The sequence below is a fragment of the Mesorhizobium waimense genome (assembly GCF_003601975.1).
GTDB classification, from domain to species: Bacteria; Pseudomonadota; Alphaproteobacteria; order Rhizobiales; family Rhizobiaceae; genus Mesorhizobium; species Mesorhizobium waimense.
Genome location: NZ_QZWZ01000009.1, coordinates 215518 through 235733, shown reverse-complemented (window position 1 = coordinate 235733; position 20216 = coordinate 215518). Strand labels below are relative to the sequence as shown.

General features: G+C 62.7%; 23 protein-coding genes. 7 read left to right on the top strand and 16 right to left on the bottom strand.

The features are described 5' to 3' along the window. Positions 1-186 precede the first annotated feature (186 nt). On the bottom strand, positions 187-1377 hold the full coding sequence (gene mnmA, locus D3227_RS14520; RefSeq protein ID WP_120014779.1) for a tRNA 2-thiouridine(34) synthase MnmA: 1191 nt from the start codon (positions 1375-1377) through the stop codon (positions 187-189). Positions 1378-1636: 259 nt separating this feature from the next. On the opposite strand from mnmA, the gene sciP reads away from it, so the two are divergent. Further along, entirely contained in the window at positions 1637-1912 is a 276-nt protein-coding gene (gene sciP, locus D3227_RS14515; protein WP_006203587.1) for a CtrA inhibitor SciP, read from the top strand. Between the two features lie 71 nt (positions 1913-1983). Here sciP and D3227_RS14510 read toward each other — a convergent pair whose 3' ends face one another. Then, a complete protein-coding gene (locus tag D3227_RS14510) occupies positions 1984-2910 on the bottom strand; it encodes an NADP-dependent oxidoreductase (RefSeq protein ID WP_120014778.1) in 927 nt (308 codons plus the stop codon). 89 nt (positions 2911-2999) lie between these two features. Here D3227_RS14510 and D3227_RS14505 point away from each other — a divergent pair, with 89 nt between their 5' ends. Beyond that, positions 3000-3404, top strand: coding sequence for a winged helix-turn-helix transcriptional regulator (locus tag D3227_RS14505; protein WP_120014777.1), 405 nt, complete (start codon positions 3000-3002; stop codon positions 3402-3404). A 75-nt stretch (positions 3405-3479) separates the two neighbouring features. Here the strand turns inward: D3227_RS14505 and D3227_RS14500 are convergent, their stop codons facing one another. Beyond that, positions 3480-3857, bottom strand: coding sequence for a flagellar export protein FliJ (locus D3227_RS14500; RefSeq protein ID WP_120014776.1), 378 nt, complete (start codon positions 3855-3857; stop codon positions 3480-3482). A 449-nt stretch (positions 3858-4306) separates the two neighbouring features. On the opposite strand from D3227_RS14500, the gene ctrA reads away from it, so the two are divergent. Continuing rightward, positions 4307-5002: a response regulator transcription factor CtrA gene (ctrA, locus tag D3227_RS14495; RefSeq protein WP_006203583.1), complete on the top strand. Its 696-nt coding sequence runs from the start codon at positions 4307-4309 to the stop codon at positions 5000-5002. 96 nt (positions 5003-5098) lie between these two features. Here ctrA and D3227_RS14490 read toward each other — a convergent pair whose 3' ends face one another. Together D3227_RS14490 and chpT are read right to left on the bottom strand one after the other, a co-directional pair. Further along, the gene (locus tag D3227_RS14490) at positions 5099-5467 is read right to left on the bottom strand and encodes a response regulator (RefSeq protein ID WP_006203582.1); all 369 of its coding nucleotides are present in this window, start codon (positions 5465-5467) and stop codon (positions 5099-5101) included. A gap of 251 nt (positions 5468-5718) precedes the next feature. After that, complete coding sequence (gene chpT, locus D3227_RS14485; RefSeq protein WP_120014775.1) at positions 5719-6348, bottom strand: histidine phosphotransferase ChpT; 630 nt, start codon at positions 6346-6348, stop codon at positions 5719-5721. A gap of 361 nt (positions 6349-6709) precedes the next feature. On the opposite strand from chpT, the gene D3227_RS14480 reads away from it, so the two are divergent. Together D3227_RS14480 and D3227_RS14475 are read left to right on the top strand one after the other, a co-directional pair. Further along, positions 6710-7291 (top strand): DUF1134 domain-containing protein, encoded by a 582-nt coding sequence (locus D3227_RS14480; RefSeq protein WP_120014774.1) that lies wholly within the window; start codon positions 6710-6712, stop codon positions 7289-7291. Between the two features lie 203 nt (positions 7292-7494). Then, positions 7495-8637, top strand: a complete 1143-nt coding sequence (locus D3227_RS14475; RefSeq protein ID WP_120014773.1) for a coiled-coil domain-containing protein — start codon at positions 7495-7497, stop codon at positions 8635-8637. 65 nt (positions 8638-8702) lie between these two features. Here D3227_RS14475 and D3227_RS14470 read toward each other — a convergent pair whose 3' ends face one another. The 6 genes from D3227_RS14470 to D3227_RS14445 all read right to left on the bottom strand — a co-directional run bounded on the left by D3227_RS14470 (position 8703) and on the right by D3227_RS14445 (position 13505). Further along, on the bottom strand, positions 8703-9500 hold the full coding sequence (locus tag D3227_RS14470) for a TrmH family RNA methyltransferase (RefSeq protein ID WP_120014772.1): 798 nt from the start codon (positions 9498-9500) through the stop codon (positions 8703-8705). A gap of 148 nt (positions 9501-9648) precedes the next feature. Continuing rightward, positions 9649-9987, bottom strand: coding sequence for an ArsR/SmtB family transcription factor (locus D3227_RS14465; RefSeq protein ID WP_120014771.1), 339 nt, complete (start codon positions 9985-9987; stop codon positions 9649-9651). Positions 9988-10146: 159 nt separating this feature from the next. Then, positions 10147-10923 carry a HugZ family pyridoxamine 5'-phosphate oxidase gene (locus tag D3227_RS14460; RefSeq protein ID WP_120014770.1) on the bottom strand — a complete coding sequence of 259 codons (777 nt, stop codon included), beginning with the start codon at positions 10921-10923 and terminating at the stop codon, positions 10147-10149. Between the two features lie 40 nt (positions 10924-10963). Next, on the bottom strand, positions 10964-12130 hold the full coding sequence (locus D3227_RS14455; RefSeq protein ID WP_120014769.1) for a CaiB/BaiF CoA transferase family protein: 1167 nt from the start codon (positions 12128-12130) through the stop codon (positions 10964-10966). A gap of 6 nt (positions 12131-12136) precedes the next feature. Beyond that, positions 12137-12898 (bottom strand): 3-hydroxyacyl-CoA dehydrogenase, encoded by a 762-nt coding sequence (locus D3227_RS14450; protein WP_120014802.1) that lies wholly within the window; start codon positions 12896-12898, stop codon positions 12137-12139. 70 nt (positions 12899-12968) lie between these two features. Further along, complete coding sequence (locus tag D3227_RS14445) at positions 12969-13505, bottom strand: GNAT family N-acetyltransferase (RefSeq protein ID WP_120014768.1); 537 nt, start codon at positions 13503-13505, stop codon at positions 12969-12971. 275 nt (positions 13506-13780) lie between these two features. Here D3227_RS14445 and D3227_RS14440 point away from each other — a divergent pair, with 275 nt between their 5' ends. Beyond that, positions 13781-14773 carry a glutathione S-transferase family protein gene (locus D3227_RS14440; RefSeq protein WP_120014767.1) on the top strand — a complete coding sequence of 331 codons (993 nt, stop codon included), beginning with the start codon at positions 13781-13783 and terminating at the stop codon, positions 14771-14773. Positions 14774-14775: 2 nt separating this feature from the next. Here the strand turns inward: D3227_RS14440 and D3227_RS41095 are convergent, their stop codons facing one another. Both D3227_RS41095 and D3227_RS14430 read right to left on the bottom strand, forming a co-directional pair. Next, positions 14776-15222: an ABZJ_00895 family protein gene (locus D3227_RS41095; RefSeq protein ID WP_147377601.1), complete on the bottom strand. Its 447-nt coding sequence runs from the start codon at positions 15220-15222 to the stop codon at positions 14776-14778. Between the two features lie 18 nt (positions 15223-15240). Further along, positions 15241-15744, bottom strand: a complete 504-nt coding sequence (locus tag D3227_RS14430; protein ID WP_120014765.1) for an NUDIX domain-containing protein — start codon at positions 15742-15744, stop codon at positions 15241-15243. 50 nt (positions 15745-15794) lie between these two features. Here D3227_RS14430 and D3227_RS14425 point away from each other — a divergent pair, with 50 nt between their 5' ends. Further along, the gene (locus D3227_RS14425; RefSeq protein WP_120014764.1) at positions 15795-16730 is read left to right on the top strand and encodes a metallophosphoesterase family protein; all 936 of its coding nucleotides are present in this window, start codon (positions 15795-15797) and stop codon (positions 16728-16730) included. Here the strand turns inward: D3227_RS14425 and D3227_RS14420 are convergent. From D3227_RS14420 to D3227_RS14410, 3 genes are all read right to left on the bottom strand, one after another. Next, positions 16720-17337 carry a hypothetical protein gene (locus D3227_RS14420; protein ID WP_120014801.1) on the bottom strand — a complete coding sequence of 206 codons (618 nt, stop codon included), beginning with the start codon at positions 17335-17337 and terminating at the stop codon, positions 16720-16722. The two genes, D3227_RS14425 and D3227_RS14420, sit on opposite strands and share 11 nt — an antisense overlap. A gap of 78 nt (positions 17338-17415) precedes the next feature. After that, entirely contained in the window at positions 17416-18222 is an 807-nt protein-coding gene (locus D3227_RS14415) for an alpha/beta fold hydrolase (protein WP_120014763.1), read from the bottom strand. Between the two features lie 119 nt (positions 18223-18341). Next, a complete protein-coding gene (locus tag D3227_RS14410; protein ID WP_120014762.1) occupies positions 18342-20114 on the bottom strand; it encodes a tetratricopeptide repeat protein in 1773 nt (590 codons plus the stop codon). Positions 20115-20216 lie beyond the last annotated feature (102 nt).

Below are 20216 nucleotides of genomic sequence, written 5' to 3'. Positions count from 1 at the left end.
GAATAAGATTTTCCACGGACGGTCTCCCTTGCTTGAGATCTCAACGACCTCATTCTGGCACATCACGATGCCGTCGGGGGCCGTCCACCCCAACACGTACTTCAAGTACGCTCCGCTCCGGTTCTCGAAAAATCATATGACTCGCCAGAGCGAGTTTCGAACAGTCTCTGAGAGAAAAAGCCGCCCCTATTCGGCGGGGATATGTGCCGGGCGGGCGGCGAGCCGGCTCAGCATGGCCTCGGCCTCGGCGCCGCGCTCGGAGCGCTCGATGAAGCCGCCGCCGAACACGCGCGCCTCGTTGCCGTCGTCGGAATAGAGCACGCAGGCCTGTCCGGGCGCGATACCGGACTCACCGTCGACCAGCTCCACCGAGGTGACGCCGTCGCGGTGATGCAGCACGGCCGGGCGCGGCGGTCGCGTCGAGCGGACTTTGGCAAATAGCTCCAGGCCGCCGGCGCGTACGTCGGACAGCGGCCCATCGCCCAGCCAGTTCATGTTGCGCAGATAGATCTTGTGCGTCTCCAGCGCCTCGCGCGGGCCGACGACGACGCGCGCCCGGTCGGCATCGAGATGCACGACATAAAGCGGCTCGCCTGAGGCGATGCCGATGCCGCGGCGCTGGCCGATCGTGTAGCGCAATATGCCTTCATGGCGGCCGAGAACACGGCCGTCTATATGGACGATGTCGCCAGGGTTGGCGGCAGCCGGCTTCAGCTTGGCGATGATGTCGGAATATTTGCCCTGCGGCACGAAGCAGATGTCCTGGCTGTCCTGCTTGGCGGCGACCGTCAGCCCCATCTCCTCGGCAATGGCGCGAACCTCGGGCTTCGAAAGCCCGCCGAGCGGAAAGCGCAGATAGTCGATCTGCGCCTGCGTGGTGGCGAACAGGAAATAGCTCTGGTCGCGGTCGGCGTCGACCGGCCGGTAGAGCGCGCGGTGCGCGCCGTTGGCGCCGGAGCGGATGTAGTGGCCGGTAGCCAGCGCGTCGGCGCCAAGCTCCTTGGCGGTCGCCAAAAGGTCGGCGAACTTCACCGTCTGATTGCAGGACACGCAAGGAATCGGCGTCTCGCCGGCGACATAAGAGTCGGCGAAAGGGTCGATGACCGCCTTGCGGAAGCGCTCCTCGTAGTCGAGCACGTAATGCGGGATGCCGAGCGTCTCGGAGACGCGACGGGCATCGTCGATATCCTGGCCGGCGCAGCAGGAACCGGCCCGGTGCGTTGCCGCGCCATGGTCGTAGAGCTGCAGCGTGACGCCGACGACGTCATAGCCTTCGCGTTTCAACAGGCCGGCAACGACCGATGAATCGACGCCGCCCGACATGGCGACAACGATACGGGTGGTTTCGGGACGTCCTGGAAGGTCGAGGCTGTTCATGGTTCTTTCGTTCTGCGTGGCGCCTGAATGCCAATGGCCGGAATATAGGTCAAGCACCTGCGCCGCGCCAGCATCTCGCGCCCAAGCGATTTTTGCCTGCGAATCCGGCGTCCGATGGCCGATATCTCAAATGCCGACGAAAAGACTAACGCGGCGTTCATGATCCTTACCTAGCTATTAGGGTTCGCTTAGGCAATTTTTAAAGCTGTGGCGGTACTGTGGCGGGGATTGGGTCTTTGAGTTTTTTGTAGAGAGTACGATGACCGATCTAGTTAGACCGCGAGTCAAATATGTTATCGGGCCAGACGGCAGCCCTCTCACGATTGCCGATCTGCCGCCGACGAACACACGGCGCTGGGTTATTCGGCGCAAGGCGGAAGTGGTGGCTGCGGTACGCGGCGGCCTTTTGAGCCTTGAAGAGGCATGTCAGCGCTACAAGCTCACCACCGAGGAATTCCTGTCCTGGCAGGCGTCGATCGATGAATACGGCCTTGCCGGGCTGCGCACGACGCGCATCCAGCAATACCGGCACTAGACAAGGCCGGGTCAAAGATAGAGGGCGCGGCATTGCCGCGCCCTTTTGTTTGCTGGAACGATCCCGCTAGGTCAGACCGTCAGCACCACCTTGCCGATTGGCCTGGTGGCGAGAAAGGCATGGGCGGCGCCGGCTTCTTCCAGCGGAAGCGCCTTTGCCACGTGGACGGCGAGCTCTTTCGCATCGATCAGTCCGCCAAGCTCGGCAAGGCCGTCGCGATCGGGCACGACGGACATGCGCTCGACACGGATATCGCGGGCGCCGGCGTCTGCTTTGGTGGCGTCACTGACATCGAGCAGCGACACCAGAACGCCGCCGTCCCTGAGCACCTTCAGCGAACGCTGCGCATGGTCGCCGCCGATCGGGTCCAGCACCAGGTCGATATCGCCGACCTTGCTGGTGAAATCACCCGCAGTGTAGTCGATAACCTCGTCGGCGCCGAGCGAGCGGACGAAGTCGAGCTTTTCCGGGCTGGCGGTGGCGATGACATAGGCACCGCGCGCCTTGGCGATCTGCACCGCCAGATGCCCGACACCGCCGGCCGCAGCGTGGACCAGCACGCGCTGACCCTGTTTCAGGCCGCCATGGCGCACCAGGCCTTGCCAGGCCGTCAGGCCGGCCAGCGGCAGCGCGGCGGCTTGAATGTGGTCGATGCCCTCGGGCTTCCGCGCGATTTCGTCCGCCGGCGCGACCGCCAGTTCGGCATAGGCGGCCGCTTGCCTCGGAAAGCGCGGCATGCCGAACACCGCGTCGCCGACCTTGAGGCCGGTCACATCAGGGCCCAGCGCCTCGACGGTTCCCGAGATGTCCCAGCCGAGGATGAAGGGCGGTTCGCCAAGCAGCGGGAAATAGCCGGCACGCACGGCGCCATCGACGGGGTTGATGCCCGCTGCCTTGACGCGGACAAGCACCTCGCCGGCCTTTGGAGATGGATCGGGCCGATCGGCGATGACGAGGACGTCGGGTCCGCCGACGGAGTTCTGGACAATGGCACGCATGGAAGTCTCCTGCTGGTTGGTGTGCCACTATAATTTGGATAGTAATATTCTCTTGTCTAGTATGTACCTTTTCTATATATAGGAACCTTATGGATAGTGAAGACAACTCCTCATTCGGCTATGACGCCTTCCGGCGGACGTGCCCATCGCACACCGTGCTCGAGACGCTGGCCAACAAATGGGTCTATCTGGTCGTTTGCGCCTTGCGCCGCGGCCGGCTGCGCAATGGCGAACTGGCGCGCAAGCTCGAAGGCATCACGCCGAAGATGCTGACGCAGACGCTACGTATCCTCGAACGCGACGGCATCGTGCGGCGCGAGATTTTCCCGGTCATTCCGCCAAGGGTCGAATATGAACTGACCGAACTCGGCCAGAACCTGGCGGGGCTGCTCAATCAGATAAGGTCGTGGTCGGAGCAGCACGTGCCCGATATCAGGGATGCCCGCGCGCGGGCATCGATGGAACCTCAAGAGGATTCTGTGGCGCGGGGCTGAGGCCAGCGCCGGGCCTGTTCAGGTTCCGCCGCGGGCAGCTTCGATGGCGTTCCGGGAACGCCGATTGGCCTGTTTTCAGCCGATCATGGCGCTGCGGCCACCAAGTTCGGCATCGCGGATCTTGGTGTCGCGCGATTCGAGCATCTCGGCCTTGGAAAGCTCCGCTTCAGCTTCGCCGAGTAATGATTCGGCAATGCTTCGCTGCTGGGCGAGGTCGCTTTGTGAATTTCTGAGGTTGTCGCGGCGCAAGCGCGCCGCCTTGGCGAAGGTCGGATAGGCAAAATGGTTGATGTCGGTGATGCCGGCCTTCTTCTCTTCAGCGGTGATCTGAAGCTCCAGTTCGACAGCCATGCGTTCGAACTCGGCGATCATCATGTCGAGCTGCAGCAGCTGCCGCCGCTTCTCATTCACCTGAAACTGCTTCAGCCGAACGAGGTTTTCACGTGACTTCATGATTCGGTACTCCCGGAAACGCACACCCGCACATATCGTCCAAACCGCCTGGAAAGGCCCAGGCGTCACCCGTTTCCCCCGGCTTTCCCCGAACTATGGGAAACAAACTCCTAAAGTTTTTTGCCGTTGGTAACCATTCGTTTACGGGCATTGTTAATCATACGGGCGAGGACTTAAGGCCGGGTAAAAATTCCGGTTTTCGGCGGAAAGCCAACCGACGAGTCCCTGGAGTCACTTAGGCTGGCTTATTAATGTGGTGCATTAGCGGTTTGGGTCTGTGATTCGTTATTAGATTCAAGAGGGTGTAGAAAGGGGTTAAAAAATCTGGTATCGTCCTCGGCACGAAATTAGGTTTTGTTAACCATTCGGTGGCACCTTCTGTTCAGGCAATCACTGCTCCGGTCCGGGACGGGTCGTGACATGGACCGGCAGCAGAAAAGGGGAATGAAATGCGTGTTCTGCTGATTGAAGATGACAGTGCAACCGCACAAAGCATCGAATTGATGCTGAAATCCGAAAGTTTTAATGTCTATACGACCGATCTCGGCGAAGAGGGCGTCGATCTCGGAAAGCTCTACGACTATGACATCATCCTTCTCGATCTCAATCTCCCCGACATGTCGGGTTACGAAGTCTTGAGAACACTTCGCCTCTCCAAGGTGAAGACACCGATCCTTATCCTGTCCGGCATGGCCGGCATCGAGGACAAGGTGCGCGGCCTCGGCTTCGGCGCCGACGACTATATGACCAAGCCTTTCCACAAGGACGAACTGGTGGCGCGCATCCATGCGATCGTGCGGCGCTCCAAGGGCCATGCCCAGTCCGTCATTACCACCGGCGACCTGGTGGTCAATCTCGACGCCAAGACCGTCGAAGTCGGCGGCCAGCGCGTCCATCTGACCGGCAAGGAATATCAGATGCTGGAGCTGCTCTCGCTGCGCAAGGGCACCACGCTGACCAAGGAAATGTTCCTCAACCACCTTTATGGCGGCATGGACGAACCGGAACTGAAGATCATCGACGTCTTCATCTGCAAGCTGCGCAAGAAGCTCGACGCCGCGTCCGGTGGCCAGAATTACATCGAGACGGTCTGGGGCCGCGGCTATGTGCTGCGCGAGCCGGAAGACATTCGCGTCAGCGCCTGAGCAAAACCTTCGTTTGATTTTCCAATAAAAAACCCGGCTTCGGCCGGGTTTTTGCATGCTGGGCGTTGAAGCCGCCTGCTCTCCGATGCTGGCGAATCAGGCGGCGATTTTCAGGGCACGGAAACGCTCGAGCAATTGCGGCCGGTTGAACGGCTTCAGCAGATAACCCTGAGCGCCGGCGCGCTTTGCCTTCATGATCGAGGCGACATCGACCTCGACCAGCGAAACCAGGATCTGCGGCTTGACCACGCTCTCCATGGCGCGAATGCGGCGGATGAGGTCCACGGCCTGCACATCCGGCAAGGCGCCGTCGATGACGATGACGTCGGGCATGTCGGCGGCGCACATCTCGATCGCGTCGAGCCCCGTGGCCGCTTCGATCACGGTCAAATCGGAGCCGCCGAGGATGCGCTTTGCAACCTTTCTGATGACGCTCGAATCGTCGACGAACAGGCAGCGTTTCATTTCCGGGTCCTCTCAGCCGTCTGGCGAACCGGCAATCTGCGGGCAACCACGAGGCATACTAGAACAATCTGGTAAAGAAGCCGAAAAGCCGTTAGGTAAAGTTTTTGCAAAGATACGCCTTGCGCGTCTTCTTCGTTACGAATGCCGCGAGTCCAAGCCGGCAAAAACTTGCTCTGCCTGAATTGCCGCCGGCTCAACAAATATTAGTAGAAATAAATACTTTGGCTGTTCTTGCCGGCTGGGCGAAGGTTTCAGGCCGCCGAAAGCACGATTTCCTCGGCGGTCGCGTGGATCGAAATTGTCATGTTGGCCTCGCGCGCCAGCAGCAGCGTGTAATATGGCTGCACCGAATGGGCGTCGATCGGCTCCTCGGGCTTGTGGCCGGAATGAAGTTCTAGGAATTTCGGCGGCACGCGCAGCATCGGGCCGGCGGCCGACAGCGCAAAACGCGGCTCGGTGTCCAGATTTTCCAGCGTGACCACAAGTTTGCCGCCGCGCGGAATGGCCGCGTTGGCGACGAGAAGGAGGTTGAGCAGCAGTTTGACCTTGTTCTTGGGCAGCAGCGCGCGGGGCCCGTTCCAGGAGAGTTCCGGCTTTTCGTTCTTGAGAAAGGCGATGGCGACGGCTTCGGCATCGCCAGTGTCGATCATCATGCCGGCCGAGCCGGCGGCGCCGAAGGCGATACGGGCAAATTGCAGGCGGGCTGAAGCGTTCCTGGCACTCTGGCGGATCAGCTTCATGGCGTCTTCGTCGGCGCCGCCCTCATCGAGCAGTTCGAGGCCGTTGTTGATCGCACCGACAGGCGAAATGATGTCATGACAGACCCGGCTGCAAAGAAGCGCTGCAAGATCCGGTGCTGAAAGGGTGAACAGTTCTGCCATGGGCGAAGTCCCTGATAAAATCCACGTACTCATGGCCGAGCGATCAATTGTCGCGCCTGCCCACACGAATCACGCCCTCTCCCCAGGTCATCTGAATACACAGCGCCTGTGCGTGCGGCAACAAATCCAAAATTGTCGTTAGCGAAAATGGTGCGTTCACGCAGGATTCCCGGCCTGCGCTGGCGATTCGACGCCAGTGTGTGAGGGACGCCAGCCTTCGAACTGCCATCTTCATGTGGAAGCTTAATGGTTGAAAAAGGATTACGGCATAGTTTGCCTGTGACAGTTACCCCTAGCGGCCGCCAAGAGCTGCATGGGTGCGAGGCGTCGGCGAAAGTGCTCCCTGACGGAGATTGGAAGCATGTTTTCCCGATTCTACGACCGGAGTTTTTTCCGAGTCATCTCAATGACGATTGCCCTGATGGGCGTTCTCGTCTTTTCGACCTCCGCGCTGCGGGCCCAGGAGTACACCGCTCAGGAGATCGTCGATTCCGGCCATAAATTCTTCGGCGCCACGTCGGGCGGGCTCGCCACCGTCGTCGAGAAGGTTTTCGCTTCCTATGGGCTGCCCAATGGCTATCTGCTCGGCGAAGAGGGCTCCGGCGCGCTGATTGGCGGTCTGACCTATGGCGAGGGAACGCTCTACACCAAGAACGCCGGCGACCATAAGGTGTTCTGGCAAGGTCCGTCGCTCGGCTGGGATTTTGGCGGCGAGGGCTCGCGCGTGATGATGCTTGTCTACAATCTCGACGATGTGAACAGCCTCTATAACCGCTTCGGCGGCGTCGCCGGTTCGGCCTATGTGGTAGCGGGCGTCGGCTTCAACGTGCTGCAGAACAACAGGGTGCTGCTGGTGCCGATCCGCACCGGAGTCGGCGCCAGGCTTGGCGTCAATCTCGGCTATCTGAAGCTCACCCAGCGGCCGACCTGGAATCCGTTCTGATCGGGCATGTCGGTATTCAGGTGATGCCGGCCTGATCTGAATCTCAACATGTCCTCAACTCGCGCTCATGCCCTCAGCGGATTTTGTGAGGTCACAAGCAGAACGTGGCCGCGGCACACTCTTGCCGCGGCGCTGGATTTCCGTCATGCGAAGATGGCAAAGTCGAGCTCTGGCGGTTGTTGCCATCATAGCGGATAGTCACCTTGATCCAGTCGATCCTGTTTTTCGCCCTCGGCTTTCTCTGCGCCGGCTTTCTGGCGCTGCTGGTCGCCCCGGCCATCTGGCGGCGGGCGGTTGCGCTGACGCGCAAGCGGTTCGAGGCGTCCCTGCCGTTGACGCCGGTCGAAATCCAGGCCGACAAGGACCGGATCAGGGCCGAGTTCGCGATGTCGGCGCGCCGGCTCGAGATGAGCGTCAAGGCATTGCGGGAGAAGGCGGCCGAACAACTGGTCGAGATCGGTCGCGCGCACGAGGCCCTCAAGGGGCTGGCGGTCGAGCGGAAGGACAAGCAGCAGGCGCTTTCCGAACTGGAGGCCAGAACCCAAGAGCTTCATCAGCGCGAGGAGCAGTTGCAGCACCTTTCGGATAAGCTCGCGCAGAGCGAGCGCATGCTGGAGAAGCGGGCGCTCGAACTCGAAAAGCTGGAGCATATGTATGACGACGCCAGCTTCTCCTCCAGCAACCGCCAGATCGAGCTGGTGGCGCGCGAATCCGAATTGGAGAGCCTTGCCAATGACATCGCCGTGCTGCGCAGCCAGCGCAAGGAGGCGGACAGGCGCAATCAGGAAACCTCGGCCGAAAGCAAGGCCGCGCGCGAGGCCTTGAAGGTGGAGAAGAAGAGAACCGTCGAGCTCGACAAGAAGGTCGAGCGCCTGCTCGCTACGCTTGCCGATCGTGAGGAGAAGCTCGACCGCCGCGAGAAGGAAATGGCGCGATTGCGTGAACGATCGAAGGGCGAGGCCGAGGCAAACGCTCCCGCAGCGCTGCTTGCCGGCGGAGGCGACAGCCTGACTGCCGTCAGGAGCGACGACATCGATAAGGCGATCGCCAAGCTCGATGGCGACCGCGAGCGGCTGGAGGCGCGGCTGACGACGCTGGCCCGCGAGAACAAGCGGTTGAAGGCGGATCTCGGCGCGCTGGCTGCGTCCAGCCCTACGAATGGCAGCGCCGCGTTGCGCGAGCAGATGAATGAACTGGCGGCGGAGGTCGTTCACCTGACGGCCAAGCTCGAAGGGCCAGATTCGCCGATCGCCAAGGCATTGGCGGCACCATCGGACACAAGATCCGGCCACCGCAGTCTTGCAGACCGAGTGCGGGCGCTGCAGAAGGCGGATTCGCCGACCTGAAAGTGGGGGCCCGCGCGCCGCGCGAGACCGGCACGACGCGCGTTGTCGATGACGGGTTCACGCGATCAGCAACGCGAAAAATGATGCAGGGCGATGGCTGAGGCGGCGGCGACGTTCAGGCTGTCGAAGCCTTGCGCCATATCGATCCGCACCGTTTTCAGGCGGGCGAGCAGGCTTTCGGGCAAGCCTTCGCCTTCCGTGCCGAGATAGAGCGCTAGCCTGTCCGTCCTCTTTGCGTCGCGAATGTCGGCCTCGCCGTGCGGCGACAGGGCGACCTGGCTGAAACCCAGCCGGTCGAGCGTGGCGATGAAGCCGGTGGTGTCGTCGAAGGAGGCGAAGGGGACATTCAGCGCCGCACCGACCGAGACGCGGATTGCCTTGCGGTACAGCGGATCGCAACAGGTCGCATCCAGCAGCACGGCACTGGCGCCAAAGGCGGCGGCGTTGCGGAAGATCGAACCCATATTGTCGTGATTGGCGATGCCAACAAGAACGACGACCAGCGCATTGGCAGGCAAGGTTTCCAGCAAGGCCCCGGCCGACTGCGAGGGGCCCCTGCTGCCGATCGCCAATATGCCGCGGTGCATGTGAAATCCGGCGATCCGGTCGATGATCTCGCCGCTGGCGACATAGACCGGAAGGTCCGCCGGCGCCTTGCGCAAGGTCTCGTCGAGACCGGCCAGCCGGTTCTCGAGAACCAGGACCGATTCGGCAGCAAAGCGGCCGGCCGACAGCAGGACGTCGAGCACCACCTTGCCTTCGGCAACGAAACGGCCGTGCCGGCCAACGAGGTCGCGCTCGCGTATGTCGAGATAGGCGGCGACACGCGGGTCTTGCGGATCATCGATGTGGATCAGGTCCATGCATTGCCTCAGCCTGCTCACATCGCCCCCGAAGGATGAATTTTCGGAAAGCGATGCGCGGATACGACGTTGAGAGCGGCGTGCATCCGGATGGACGCACGCCGCTCGAAAAATCGTCAGCGAGATAAGGAACGATCGGACCTGCCGGTCAAGTCCCGGCGCGGCGCAGGCGATGGGCCATCTGCGACAGGTCGCCATCGCCGAAAATGCCGTCCAGCATGCGAAGCAGCTCACGTGCGGCTTCGGACTTGCAGGCATAGTAGATCATCTGCCGGTCACGGCGGGTCTCGACAAGATCGAGAGCCCGCAGCTTTGCCAGATGCTGCGACAGAGCGGATTGGCTCAACTGGACCTTGTCGGCTATGGCGCCGACCGACATTTCACCGTCGATCAGGTAGCTCATGATCAACAGCCGTTTCTCGTTGCCCATAAGCGTGAGGAACGTGGCTGCTGATTCGGCGTTGGCGAGTAGCTTGCTCGAGATCATCGATGCCCCATGTTTTTGAGCTCATCCTGACGCTATGGGGGCAATAGCGTCAGATTCCATAAATTCACGTGTGGATGCACGCTGCTGAATCAGCGTCATGTGCGAGGGTAGAACATTTCTTCCAAATCTCAAGACTTGCTTTTGATTCAAGGCAATTAACTATCGATCTTGTGAATAGCCGGCTGCGCGTCCGGCCTTGGCCATATCGACCAGGATCGGCCGCAAATCGCGGGCAGTCTTCAGGGGTTCGGGGAACAAAACCCGGCATATGGCGTCGCCTGAGGCCAGATCCATGCCTTCGGCGTCGAAACCGGTGGCAATCCAGCCATCGCCTTCGGCTTTGGCATAATGGCGGGCATAGACGGCGATCGCGTCGAGGTGGTCGGCATTCATGTGGTCGAGAGCCGATTGTTCGCCGGCAGCCAGCTCGTCGACGACCGGCCCGGCAGTGACGAGGTCGGCACGATCGAGCAGATAGGCCTTGCCGAAGCCGCCATTGAGACTGGCGCGCTCGGGCTCGAGCCGGAAGATCGAGAAGTCGCCAAGCCCGGCATAGAGCCGTGCCTTGGGGTTGCGGTTGAGATAGCGCCGCTCTGCGCGGCCATGCTCGTCCGATCCGCGGTCGAGCCGCCGCGCCCGGCAGATCAGGGTGACACGCGGATGCGCCAGCGGATCGCCCTTGCCCGGTTCGCCGACAAGCAGCGAGCAGCGCGGGTCGGCGAGGATGGCACCTGTATGCGCGGATAGCATCGACACCAGGATCAGCGGCGCGCCGTCAATGTCGGTGGCAACGCCAACCCTGCTTGCCAGCGGCGATCCGGTCGCGGGTTCGATGGCGGCCAGCGCGCCGAACCGGGCGCCGCGGATCAGCGTCCTTGCCAGCCGGATCGCTTCGGCGTCGGTCTCGCGTATGACGTCCTTGTTCCGATCACCCAAAAGTGTTCACCGTCATAAGCTGTTTTTTCTTCTCCACTTATCAGCCAATCACGCCTGATTTGACAAGGGCTTCGACCTCGCTTTGCGCAAAACCGAAACGCCTCAGCACCGTCGCCGGCTGGAGATCGTGTTCGGCCGGCATAGCGGCTAGTGTCGACGGAGTTTGCGAAAAGCGCGGTGCCGGGGCAGGGCGATCGAGCCTGCCTGCCTTCACAAAGGCGCCGCGAGCCCGATTGTGCGGATGGTCCCTGGCTTCCTGCAGCGACAGCACCGGCGCGACGCAGGCATCGGTTTCTGCAAACAGGGCGGCCCAGTCGTCGCACGTCTTCAGCTTCACCCGAGCGGCGATGGTGGCGCGCATCTCTGCCCATAGCGACTTGTCGAACTGGCCGCGCACAAAGCGTTCGTCGAGCGGCAGCAGCCTGGCGAATTCGGCGAAGAAGCGGGGTTCAAGGCAACCAACGGCGACATAGCGCCCGTCCTCCGTCTCGTAAGTGTCGTAGAAGGGGGCGCCGGAATCGAGCAGGTTTACGCCGCGTGCATCCCGCCAAAGGCCGGTCGCCATCAGGGCATGGACTGGCGCCGCCAGCATCGAGGCGCCCTCGACCATGGCCGCGTCGATCACCTGGCCTTTGCCGGAGCGCCAGCGCTGGAACAGAGCGGCCAGCACGCCGGCAATCAGCATCATGGCGCCGCCGCCATAGTCGGCGACAAGGTTGAGCGGCGGAACCGGCCGGCCTCCTTCCTGGCCGATAGCGTGCAGCACGCCGGAATAGGCGAGATAGGTGATGTCGTGGCCGGCGCGGCCGGCGAGCGGCCCATCCTGGCCGAAGCCGGTCATGCGGCCGTAGATCAGCGCCGGGTTGCGTGCCAGTACTGGATCAGGCCCGAGGCCAAGCCGTTCCATGACACCGGGGCGGAACCCTTCGATCAGCATGTCGGCCTTTTCGGCAAGACTGAGCAACAGTTCTGCGCCTTCGGGGCACTTCAGGTCGATGCGCAGGATGGAGCGGCCATGGCGGTCGAGGTCGTATTCTTCCGGCAGCGGCAGCAGAGGCTGGCCGATGCCCGCCCGCTCGATGCGCAGCACCTCGGCGCCCATTTCCGACAGCATCAGGCCAGCCAGCGGCAGCGGGCCGAGGCCGGCCATCTCGATCACGACCAGACCGCTGAGCGGGCCGCTCCTGGCCGGGATGGGAGTGCTCATGGCCGGCTATTTCGGCGCCATGCGGATGGCGCCGTCGAGACGGATGGTCTCGCCGTTCAGCATCTGGTTCTCGACGATGTGAAGCGCGAGTGCCGCATATTCGGAAGGCTCGCCCAGACGGGACGGGAAGGGCACGGCAGCACCCAGCGAATCCTGCACCTCCTGCGGCATGCCGGCCATCATCGGCGTCCTGAAGATGCCAGGTGCAATCGTGCAGACGCGGATGCCGGAGCGCGCAAGGTCGCGGGCCACCGGCAGCGTCATGCCAACGACGCCGCCTTTGGACGCTGAATAGGCGGCCTGGCCGATCTGGCCGTCATAGGCCGCTACGGAAGCCGTGTTGACGATGACACCACGCTCGCCGCCTTGCAGCGGCTCAAGCTTCGCCGCCCGGTCGGCGAAAAGGCGGATCATGTTGAAGGTGCCGATCAGGTTGATCTCGATCACCTTGCGGTACTGCTCGAGCGGATGCGGACCATCCTTGCCGATCGTCTTCACGCCGATGGCGATGCCGGCGCAATTGACCAGGATGCGCGGTTCACCGAGCCGCTCCGCCACTTCGGCGAGTGCGGCCACACCGCTGTCGCCGCTGCTGACGTCGCACTGCACGGCAATACCGCCAATAGCGGCCGCCACCGTGCTGGCGCGGTCGATGCCGACATCGAGGATGGCGACGCGCGCGCCTTTGGCGGCTAACGTTCGGGCCGTCGCCTCACCGAGGCCGGAGCCGGCGCCGGTGACGATCGCAATCTGGCCATTCGGGTTCATGCCGGCGTCCTCCACACATTTCGCATTATGCTACGAAGCTCGCAGCGCAGGCGCAACCGGCAGGACAGCCTCAAGCCATGACCGGGACGGGATCGGAAATCCGCGCCACGTCGGCATGGCAGACCTCGCCCGACAGCCGGGCCACGGCGCCGGGCACGATCTCATGCGACAAAAGCCGGTCAAGGTCGACCGGGCGCGGCATGGAGATCTGCCCGCGCGGGATCCTTTTGAAGCCGAGTGGGCCGTAATAGGGCTCGTCGCCGACCAGTATCACCGCCGGCATGCCGGCCTTGGCGGCGGCCTCCAGCGCAATTGCCACCAGCCGGCGGCCGATGCCGAGATTCTTGAAGGCCGGCCGCACCGCGAGCGGTCCGAGCATCAGCGCGCGCCCGGCGCCGGCCGCGATGCGCGTCATCCGCACCGAGGCGACGACAATATCGCCATCGACGGCGACGAAGGACAAAGCGCGCTCATGCCCTCCGGCTTCCCGGATCTTGTAGGCGGCAAGCACGAAACGGCCCGGCCCGAAGGCCTCGTCGTTGATGGCTTCGATGTCGGTATCGTGCGCCGGGGTTTCCAGCAGGTATTTCACGTCGGCAAGGCTCATGGTCTTTGCGTTCCGGTAGAGGAGGAAAAGGTTCGCTGCAAACGGCAGCGTTCGCCAGTCAGCGCTTCATCAAGCGCGGGCGCCCTTTCGTCGTCGGTCAAACCGGATCGTGGCAAAGTCGAACATGCGGATTGTCCGCTAGCATCAAATTCCGGCCGCTGCAATCGGCCGTTTTCGTCCGCCGTTTCGGTCGAGTGACAGTCTGTTCAGCACATGACGCCTTCGGCACGGCAACCTTGCGCCTACATGGACGACTAAGACGCAAGGAGATTTGCATGGGATTGCTGGTCGAAGGCAGGTGGCAGGACCGCTGGTATGATACGGCGGACAGCGGCGGCAGGTTCGTGCGGGCGCAGGCGCAGTGGCGCGACTGGATCACCGTTGACGGGGCGCCGGCCGAAGGCCGCAAGCGCGGTTTCAAGGCCGAGCCCGGGCGCTATCACCTTTACGTCTCGCTTGCCTGCCCGTGGGCGCACCGGACGCTGATCCTGCGCGTGCTGAAGAAGCTCGAAGGCATCATCTCGGTGTCGGTCGTGCATCATTTCATGGGCGCGAACGGCTGGACGTTCCTGGCCGAGGACGGCGCCACCGGCGATACGCTTTACGGCCTCGATTTCCTGCGCCAGATCTATGCCAAGGCCGATCCGGCCTATTCGGGCCGGGTGACGGTGCCGGTGCTGTGGGACAAAAAGGAGCAGACGATCGTCTCCAACGAGTCTTCCGAGATCATCCGGATGCTCAATTCAGCGTTCGACGAATGGGGCGATGCGAGCCTCGACTTCTATCCCGAGGGCCTGCGTGGCGAGATCGATCGCATCAACGCGCTGGTCTATCCCGCGATAAACAACGGCGTCTATCGGGCCGGCTTCGCCACCACGCAACGCGCCTATGAAGAGGCGTTCGGTGAATTGTTCGACGCGCTCGATACGCTGGAGGAGCGGCTGTCAAAACAGCGCTATCTCGCCCGCGACCGCATCACAGAGGCCGACTGGCGGCTGTTCACCACGCTGGTGCGCTTCGACCCGGTCTATTTCGGCCATTTCAAATGCAACCTGCACCGCATCGCCGACTATCCGAACCTGTCGAACTATCTGCGCGATCTCTACCAGGTGCCCGGCGTCGCCGACACGGTCAACCTGCACCACATCAAGGCGCACTACTACGCCAGCCACCGGACGATCAATCCGACCGGTATCGTGCCGGTCGGTCCGGAACTGGACTATGCCGCGCCGCATGACCGGGCGGCGCGGTTCAGAAAGGCTGCGTGAAATCAGCCGGTTGGCAAACAGCCTATCGGAAAGGCCCCGTGTCGATCTGGGTCTGCTTGGTGCGATTGGCCCTTGAGCAAGTTTTTGCCGAACCGGTTGGAAATGCCGGCGGCATTGAGGCAAAACCCAAAAACCGCGCCCATCACCAACATGGCGATCCAGACTCCGGCAGGAATGCCGTTCAAGCCTTCGGGCGTTGCGCCGACTGCACCCGAAAATAGCAATGAAGCGACTGAGAACAGCAATGTGGAGGCTGTTGAAAGGAGAACCAGTCTCCAATACTCGCCACGATGAAGAAGCCTTCCGTTTCGTTTTATGAACATTGAATAGGATGAAAGGGTGGAGGCAAAATGACCCCTGCGCCGACGGCTTTGCCTGCATTTTCCGCAGCAGAAGGAACCATAGATTACAAAAGCGACCCACAGCAGCGACAATATGATTGTCGCCATTAAACCGCTTTTCAGAAATCACCAGTAGGGCGAGGGCTTTTCGCCGTAAAAAACCTCGGCGATCCGGCGCAGCGTCGCCGGGGTGGTTGCTTCCGGCAAGTGGTCGAGCGGGAAGAAGGCGGCTTCGGCGATCTCGGGGTCCGGCAGCTTCGGCGCCGTCTGGCTGAAGGCTTCGATCAGATAGAGGCCGACATGGTCGCGCTTGCTGGAACGGCGGTTGAAATGCATCGACTTCAGCACCGGCGGAGCGATCAGCGCGATGTTGCCCTCCTCAACAAGTTCGCGCGCCAGCGCCTCGACCAGCGTCTCGCCGGTTTCGACGCCGCCACCCGGCAGTTGCCAGCCCGGAACATAGGTGTGGCGGATCAAAAAGACGCTGTTGGAGCCGCGGTCGTGAATGAGGCCGCGCACGCCGAGCGTCATCGGCCGCCGCAGCAGGAAATAGAAATGGAACAGCCTTGACCTAAGGCCCGGCCAGCCGGTCTGGCGCAAGGCCAGTTCCGGGTCTGACGTTGCCGTCATCCGTGAAACCATGAGTGGAAAGCGGGGGCCGCGTCGCTTATGAATGAGGGATGTTCAGGCTCGCGCATATCTCCGATATCCATCTGGGACCGCTCCCCGGTGTAACCTATCGCGAACTCGCCTCCAAGCGCGTGGTCGGCTACGTCAACTGGCAACGCAACCGCCGCCGCCACATGCACGACACGGTCATCGACACGCTGCTTGCCGATCTGAAGGCCAGCACTCCCGATCACCTCGCGGTGACGGGGGATCTGGTCAATCTGGCGCTCGACGGCGAGATCGAAATGGCCAGACACTGGCTGGAGACGCTGGGTTCGCCGCACGACGTGTCTGTCGTTCCGGGCAACCACGACGCCTACGTGCCGGGCGCCTTCGACAAGTCCTGCCGTTCCTGGGCGGCGTGGATGAGCGGCGACGACGTCAACACACCGGTCGACCGCCATTCCTTTCCCTATTTGCGGGTGCGCGACAACATCGCGCTGATCGGCGTTTCGACGGCGCGCGCCACCGCGCCGTTCATGGCCAATGGCTTCTTCAGGGAAGGCCAGGCGCAGAGGCTCGGCCGAATGCTCGACGCGACGGCCGCGCGCGGCCTGTTCCGGGTCATCATGATCCACCATCCGCCGGTGCGCGGCGCCGTTTCGCAGTACAAGCGGCTGTTCGGCATTGCGCTCTTCCAGAAGATCGTTCGCCGGCATGGGGCCGAACTCATCCTGCACGGCCATTCGCACGATCCGAGCTTGTTCTTCATCGGTGGCCGTGGCGCCAAGATCCCGGTCGTCGGTGTCGCCGCCGCCGGGCAGGGGCTTGGCGACAGGCACCCGCCTGCGCAGTACAATCTGATCGATATCGACGGCGACAAGGGCAGCTGGCAGGTGCGTTTGACGCGACGCGGGCTGACCGGACCGGCGCTGCCGCCTTCGGAGCTGCAGGTGCTGGAGCTTGGTGCCGACGCCGAAGCATCGCGCCAGCTGGTCAGAAGCTGATCTTCATCGCCACGAGGCGGTCCCAGAACAGCACGATCGAGACGGCCAGCCCAACCAGCGCGCCGGCAAAGATCAGACCGAGGCCGGACAGGAAGGCCGACCCGGCCTTGCCGCGCTGAGCAACCCGCAAAGGCGGCTCGGCCTCGGCCACCGCGCTGCGTTGCATGCCGGGGACGGCGTGTTCGACCCCGCCCTCCATCATCCTTTGACGTTCGACGACACGCTCGGCCACATAGCGCGTCACCTGGTCGGCGACGATTTTCATATCGGTCGATTCGGCGAGCACCACGCGGCCGATGCGGGTATCCCTGAGGAACCGGTAGGTGCGGCGATCCCGCCCCATGGCGACATGGCTTACGGCATCGATCCACAGGCGCGGCTGCAGGCCGGACGATATGGCGAAGTCGAAATTGTCCATATCGGCAGGCACATCGGCAAAGACGGGAGCGAGTTCGGAGGCAAGCAGGTCGAGCCGCATACGGTGCGCCTCGCGCAAGTCGACGACCACGTCGTCGCGGTCGGCAAAGGCGTTCTTCACATCGCGAATGGCGTCGGACAGGTTTCGCGACGGATCGATCGGGGTGATTTTCTCGCCTGTTTCCTTCATCGGCGTTGCCTCGCGGTTGGTTAACAGCGAGTTAACATAGTCGTCGGCAAAATGCACCCGCGAGATGATGGCTGCGGATCAGCTCGCCGCCGCGTCAAGACTCGGCTGAAAGCGCCTGCTGCGGCGGCGGTTTATGTTGCGGCGCACCGCCGAGGCGACGAGGTCAGGCGCTTCCTCGGCCAGCATGTGGCCGGCCTCCAGAACATGGTGCAGACGAAAATGTACCGGCATGTCGTCGGCCTGGCAAACCGGCAGCACGGCATCGTCCGTTCCCCAGACCGCCATCACCGGCATTTTCAGCGTTTCGAGCTGTTCGCGCGGGATGGCACCCTGCCGGTCATCCCTGGTCACGGACGCGGCGATCTCGACAAGCTTTTGCAGCTGACCCGGGCGCCCACGCATCTCGTCAAGCACATCCACGATGTGCACCGGAGGCTGGCTCAGCGGCCCGGACATGGCGGCGAGGCAGGCACGGATTTCGCTCTTGCCGGCAGCGGCGGCATAGCGGCGCAGCAAGGGACCGTTGATTTCCGGTCCAAAGCCGCCCGGCGCCAAAAGCGTCAGTGAGGCAACCCTTTCGGGCTCGGCCAACGCCATCAGCACAGCCACCGCGCCGCCCATCGAATGGCCGACCAGGTGCACCCTTTTCATGCCACGCGCGGCAAGGTCCGCCAGAGCGGCCCGAGCGGCCATCCTGGCTGAACCGCCGCCGGGGAAATCGAGAGAAAGCCCATGCCCGGGAAGGTCATAGGCCAGCGTGCGCATGTCGGGCGCAAGCATCGACGTCACGTCGCGCCAGACGTCATGGCAGCCACCGAAGCCATGCAGGAAGGCGACAGTCTTCGGACCGGTACCGCGTTCGGCAGCGTGGAGGGATGAACTCATGAAAACTGATGATTATTGCAAGACCGGACGTATAGCGAATTCCAGACTGTGGCTGGATTGCTCCCAGACCAAATCGATGGCCAGTAAAATTTTCGCGATCCGGGCGTGCTAGCCACGGATCAACTGGCGTTGCCGAGCCCTGCCGCGCGCAGCGCCCCGACCAGCCGGTCGGTCAGGTCACCAGGGTATTTCCTGTCGACGAAGGTTGAGCGCGGATTGGCGGCGAACTTCGGAAACTTGGCGATCAGCTCGTTCGTCAACTGGCTCGCCAGCTGATCGCGGCCGGCTATCTTGGCGCCGATCAATCGCGCCGCCAGATAGTGCGATTTGGTCGCTGTCGTGCGCAACGACTCGCTGGCGATGGCGGCCCTGTTCGTGTCGCCCAGCATGAAGGCGCCGACAAAAAGCCCGTAGTCCCACCATGTCGGGTGGCCGCTGAAGGTTTCGACGGCGTGGGCCAGGATCGGGGTTCCTTCGCTGTACCTGCCGGCGAAAATCAGTCCATAGCCGTAGGCGGCGGCCATGCCGAGGTCATAAGGGTTCAGCTCATGGGCCTTGCGCATCCAGCGGATCGATTCATCCATATTGCCAAGGCGCGAATTGAGATAGCCGTAAGCGCGATGCGCATAGGGGCTGGTCGGCCCCATCTGAATGGCGCGATGGGCAAACGACATCGCCTGTTCGATCGTCGCGCCGGGCGGATAGGAATAGTGATCGGTGACAGCCTCGAGATGCAGGGAGGCGAGCTCCGAATAGACCAGCGATGATCTAGCGCCCTGGCTGGCCAGGGTTTCCAGGCAGCGATAGGCAGCCTCGTGAGTCTTGGCGCTCTGGTCGAGATAGTAGCTGTCGTTGAGCACCAGACAGCCGGTCAGGCCGGTCTCGATGCCGCTCTGTTCGATGTAGGTGTAGATCGGCCCGTAGGCGGGAATGGTCGAGGTCAGTATGTTGGCGATACTGTCTTCGACCGCGCCCGGCGCACTGTCGACGGCCGACAGGTTGCGTGACAACAGCACCCGGCCGGTCGCGACATTCTGCAGTTCGAGCGTCACGTCGCTCGCCGCGGGTCCCGGCAGGATATCGAAGACGAAGCTGGTGGCGTCGCCGGCCGGATCGCGCGTGCCGTCGGCATCACGTCCGATAAAGTCTATGGTGTCGAACCCGGCGAGGCCGGCGCGCAGCGAAGCAGCCACACGGGCAGCCTCCGGGCCATTGGCCTTCACGGCGATGTAGACCAGCGGCAAGGTTTCCACCGGAGGCGACGCTGCGCTGCTCGTCGCCACCGCGGTCTCGACGGCCGAGGCGGAACCGCCGCTGCCGAGCAGGACATCGCTGCCCTGGCGAAGGATCAGCAAGCCGAGCATGGCGATGACCACGGCAATCGCGCCCCAGAAGAACTTCAGGTGGCGGGTGAGCGACGGCCCAGGGTCGGGCGCGGCAGCGGACGACATCAGCGATGCGGCAGGGGCGATGTCGAGGTCGGGTAGTTCCGTCGGTGCGATCGTCGGTGCGGTGCCTTTCGCCGGCTCCGGCTCGGTCGGCAGGCGAATTGCATTCAGTTCATAGGAAGGAACGTAGCCGCCACGCGGAATGGCGATGCGCACCGGTTCGGCAACGCCTTCATTGGCGAAGTAGTTATGCAGAAGCTCGCGCAGCCTGCCAGCCTGGACCCGAACCACGGCATCGGTAGACGGATCGAAATCGCCGTCCTTGCCGAAGACGTCCATGGCGATGGAGAAGCCCTTGAGCCGGTCAGCTTCGCCGGCCTGCTCGCGCTCGACCAGATAGCGCAGCAGTTTTCGCGCACGCTCGGACCGTCCGAACGTTTCGCTGGCTAGCAGTCGCTCCAATGTCTCGCGCACTGCGGGGGCGGCAGGCGTGGCATGCTGCAAGTGTCGATCCTCTCGAAGTCGGCACAGGTTGAGGCGCGATCATATAGCGCTGGCACTGCCGCACAAGCATGGTTGTATTATGCTATCGCGTAAGCCACCGGA

What these genes read in the sequence shown, in the direction of transcription:
- mnmA (WP_120014779.1), bottom strand. Translation starts at nt 1,377, where the DNA reads ATGAACAGCCTCGACCTTCCAGGACGTCCCGAAACCACCCGTATCGTT.
- sciP (WP_006203587.1), top strand. Translation starts at nt 1,637, where the DNA reads ATGACCGATCTAGTTAGACCGCGAGTCAAATATGTTATCGGGCCAGAC.
- D3227_RS14510 (WP_120014778.1), bottom strand. Translation starts at nt 2,910, where the DNA reads ATGCGTGCCATTGTCCAGAACTCCGTCGGCGGACCCGACGTCCTCGTC.
- D3227_RS14505 (WP_120014777.1), top strand. Translation starts at nt 3,000, where the DNA reads ATGGATAGTGAAGACAACTCCTCATTCGGCTATGACGCCTTCCGGCGG.
- D3227_RS14500 (WP_120014776.1), bottom strand. Translation starts at nt 3,857, where the DNA reads ATGAAGTCACGTGAAAACCTCGTTCGGCTGAAGCAGTTTCAGGTGAAT.
- ctrA (WP_006203583.1), top strand. Translation starts at nt 4,307, where the DNA reads ATGCGTGTTCTGCTGATTGAAGATGACAGTGCAACCGCACAAAGCATC.
- D3227_RS14490 (WP_006203582.1), bottom strand. Translation starts at nt 5,467, where the DNA reads ATGAAACGCTGCCTGTTCGTCGACGATTCGAGCGTCATCAGAAAGGTT.
- chpT (WP_120014775.1), bottom strand. Translation starts at nt 6,348, where the DNA reads ATGGCAGAACTGTTCACCCTTTCAGCACCGGATCTTGCAGCGCTTCTT.
- D3227_RS14480 (WP_120014774.1), top strand. Translation starts at nt 6,710, where the DNA reads ATGTTTTCCCGATTCTACGACCGGAGTTTTTTCCGAGTCATCTCAATG.
- D3227_RS14470 (WP_120014772.1), bottom strand. Translation starts at nt 9,500, where the DNA reads ATGGACCTGATCCACATCGATGATCCGCAAGACCCGCGTGTCGCCGCC.
- D3227_RS14465 (WP_120014771.1), bottom strand. Translation starts at nt 9,987, where the DNA reads ATGATCTCGAGCAAGCTACTCGCCAACGCCGAATCAGCAGCCACGTTC.
- D3227_RS14455 (WP_120014769.1), bottom strand. Translation starts at nt 12,130, where the DNA reads ATGAGCACTCCCATCCCGGCCAGGAGCGGCCCGCTCAGCGGTCTGGTC.
- D3227_RS14450 (WP_120014802.1), bottom strand. Translation starts at nt 12,898, where the DNA reads ATGAACCCGAATGGCCAGATTGCGATCGTCACCGGCGCCGGCTCCGGC.
- D3227_RS14445 (WP_120014768.1), bottom strand. Translation starts at nt 13,505, where the DNA reads ATGAGCCTTGCCGACGTGAAATACCTGCTGGAAACCCCGGCGCACGAT.
- D3227_RS14440 (WP_120014767.1), top strand. Translation starts at nt 13,781, where the DNA reads ATGGGATTGCTGGTCGAAGGCAGGTGGCAGGACCGCTGGTATGATACG.
- D3227_RS41095 (WP_147377601.1), bottom strand. Translation starts at nt 15,222, where the DNA reads ATGGCGACAATCATATTGTCGCTGCTGTGGGTCGCTTTTGTAATCTAT.
- D3227_RS14430 (WP_120014765.1), bottom strand. Translation starts at nt 15,744, where the DNA reads ATGACGGCAACGTCAGACCCGGAACTGGCCTTGCGCCAGACCGGCTGG.
- D3227_RS14425 (WP_120014764.1), top strand. Translation starts at nt 15,795, where the DNA reads ATGTTCAGGCTCGCGCATATCTCCGATATCCATCTGGGACCGCTCCCC.
- D3227_RS14420 (WP_120014801.1), bottom strand. Translation starts at nt 17,337, where the DNA reads ATGAAGGAAACAGGCGAGAAAATCACCCCGATCGATCCGTCGCGAAAC.
- D3227_RS14415 (WP_120014763.1), bottom strand. Translation starts at nt 18,222, where the DNA reads ATGAGTTCATCCCTCCACGCTGCCGAACGCGGTACCGGTCCGAAGACT.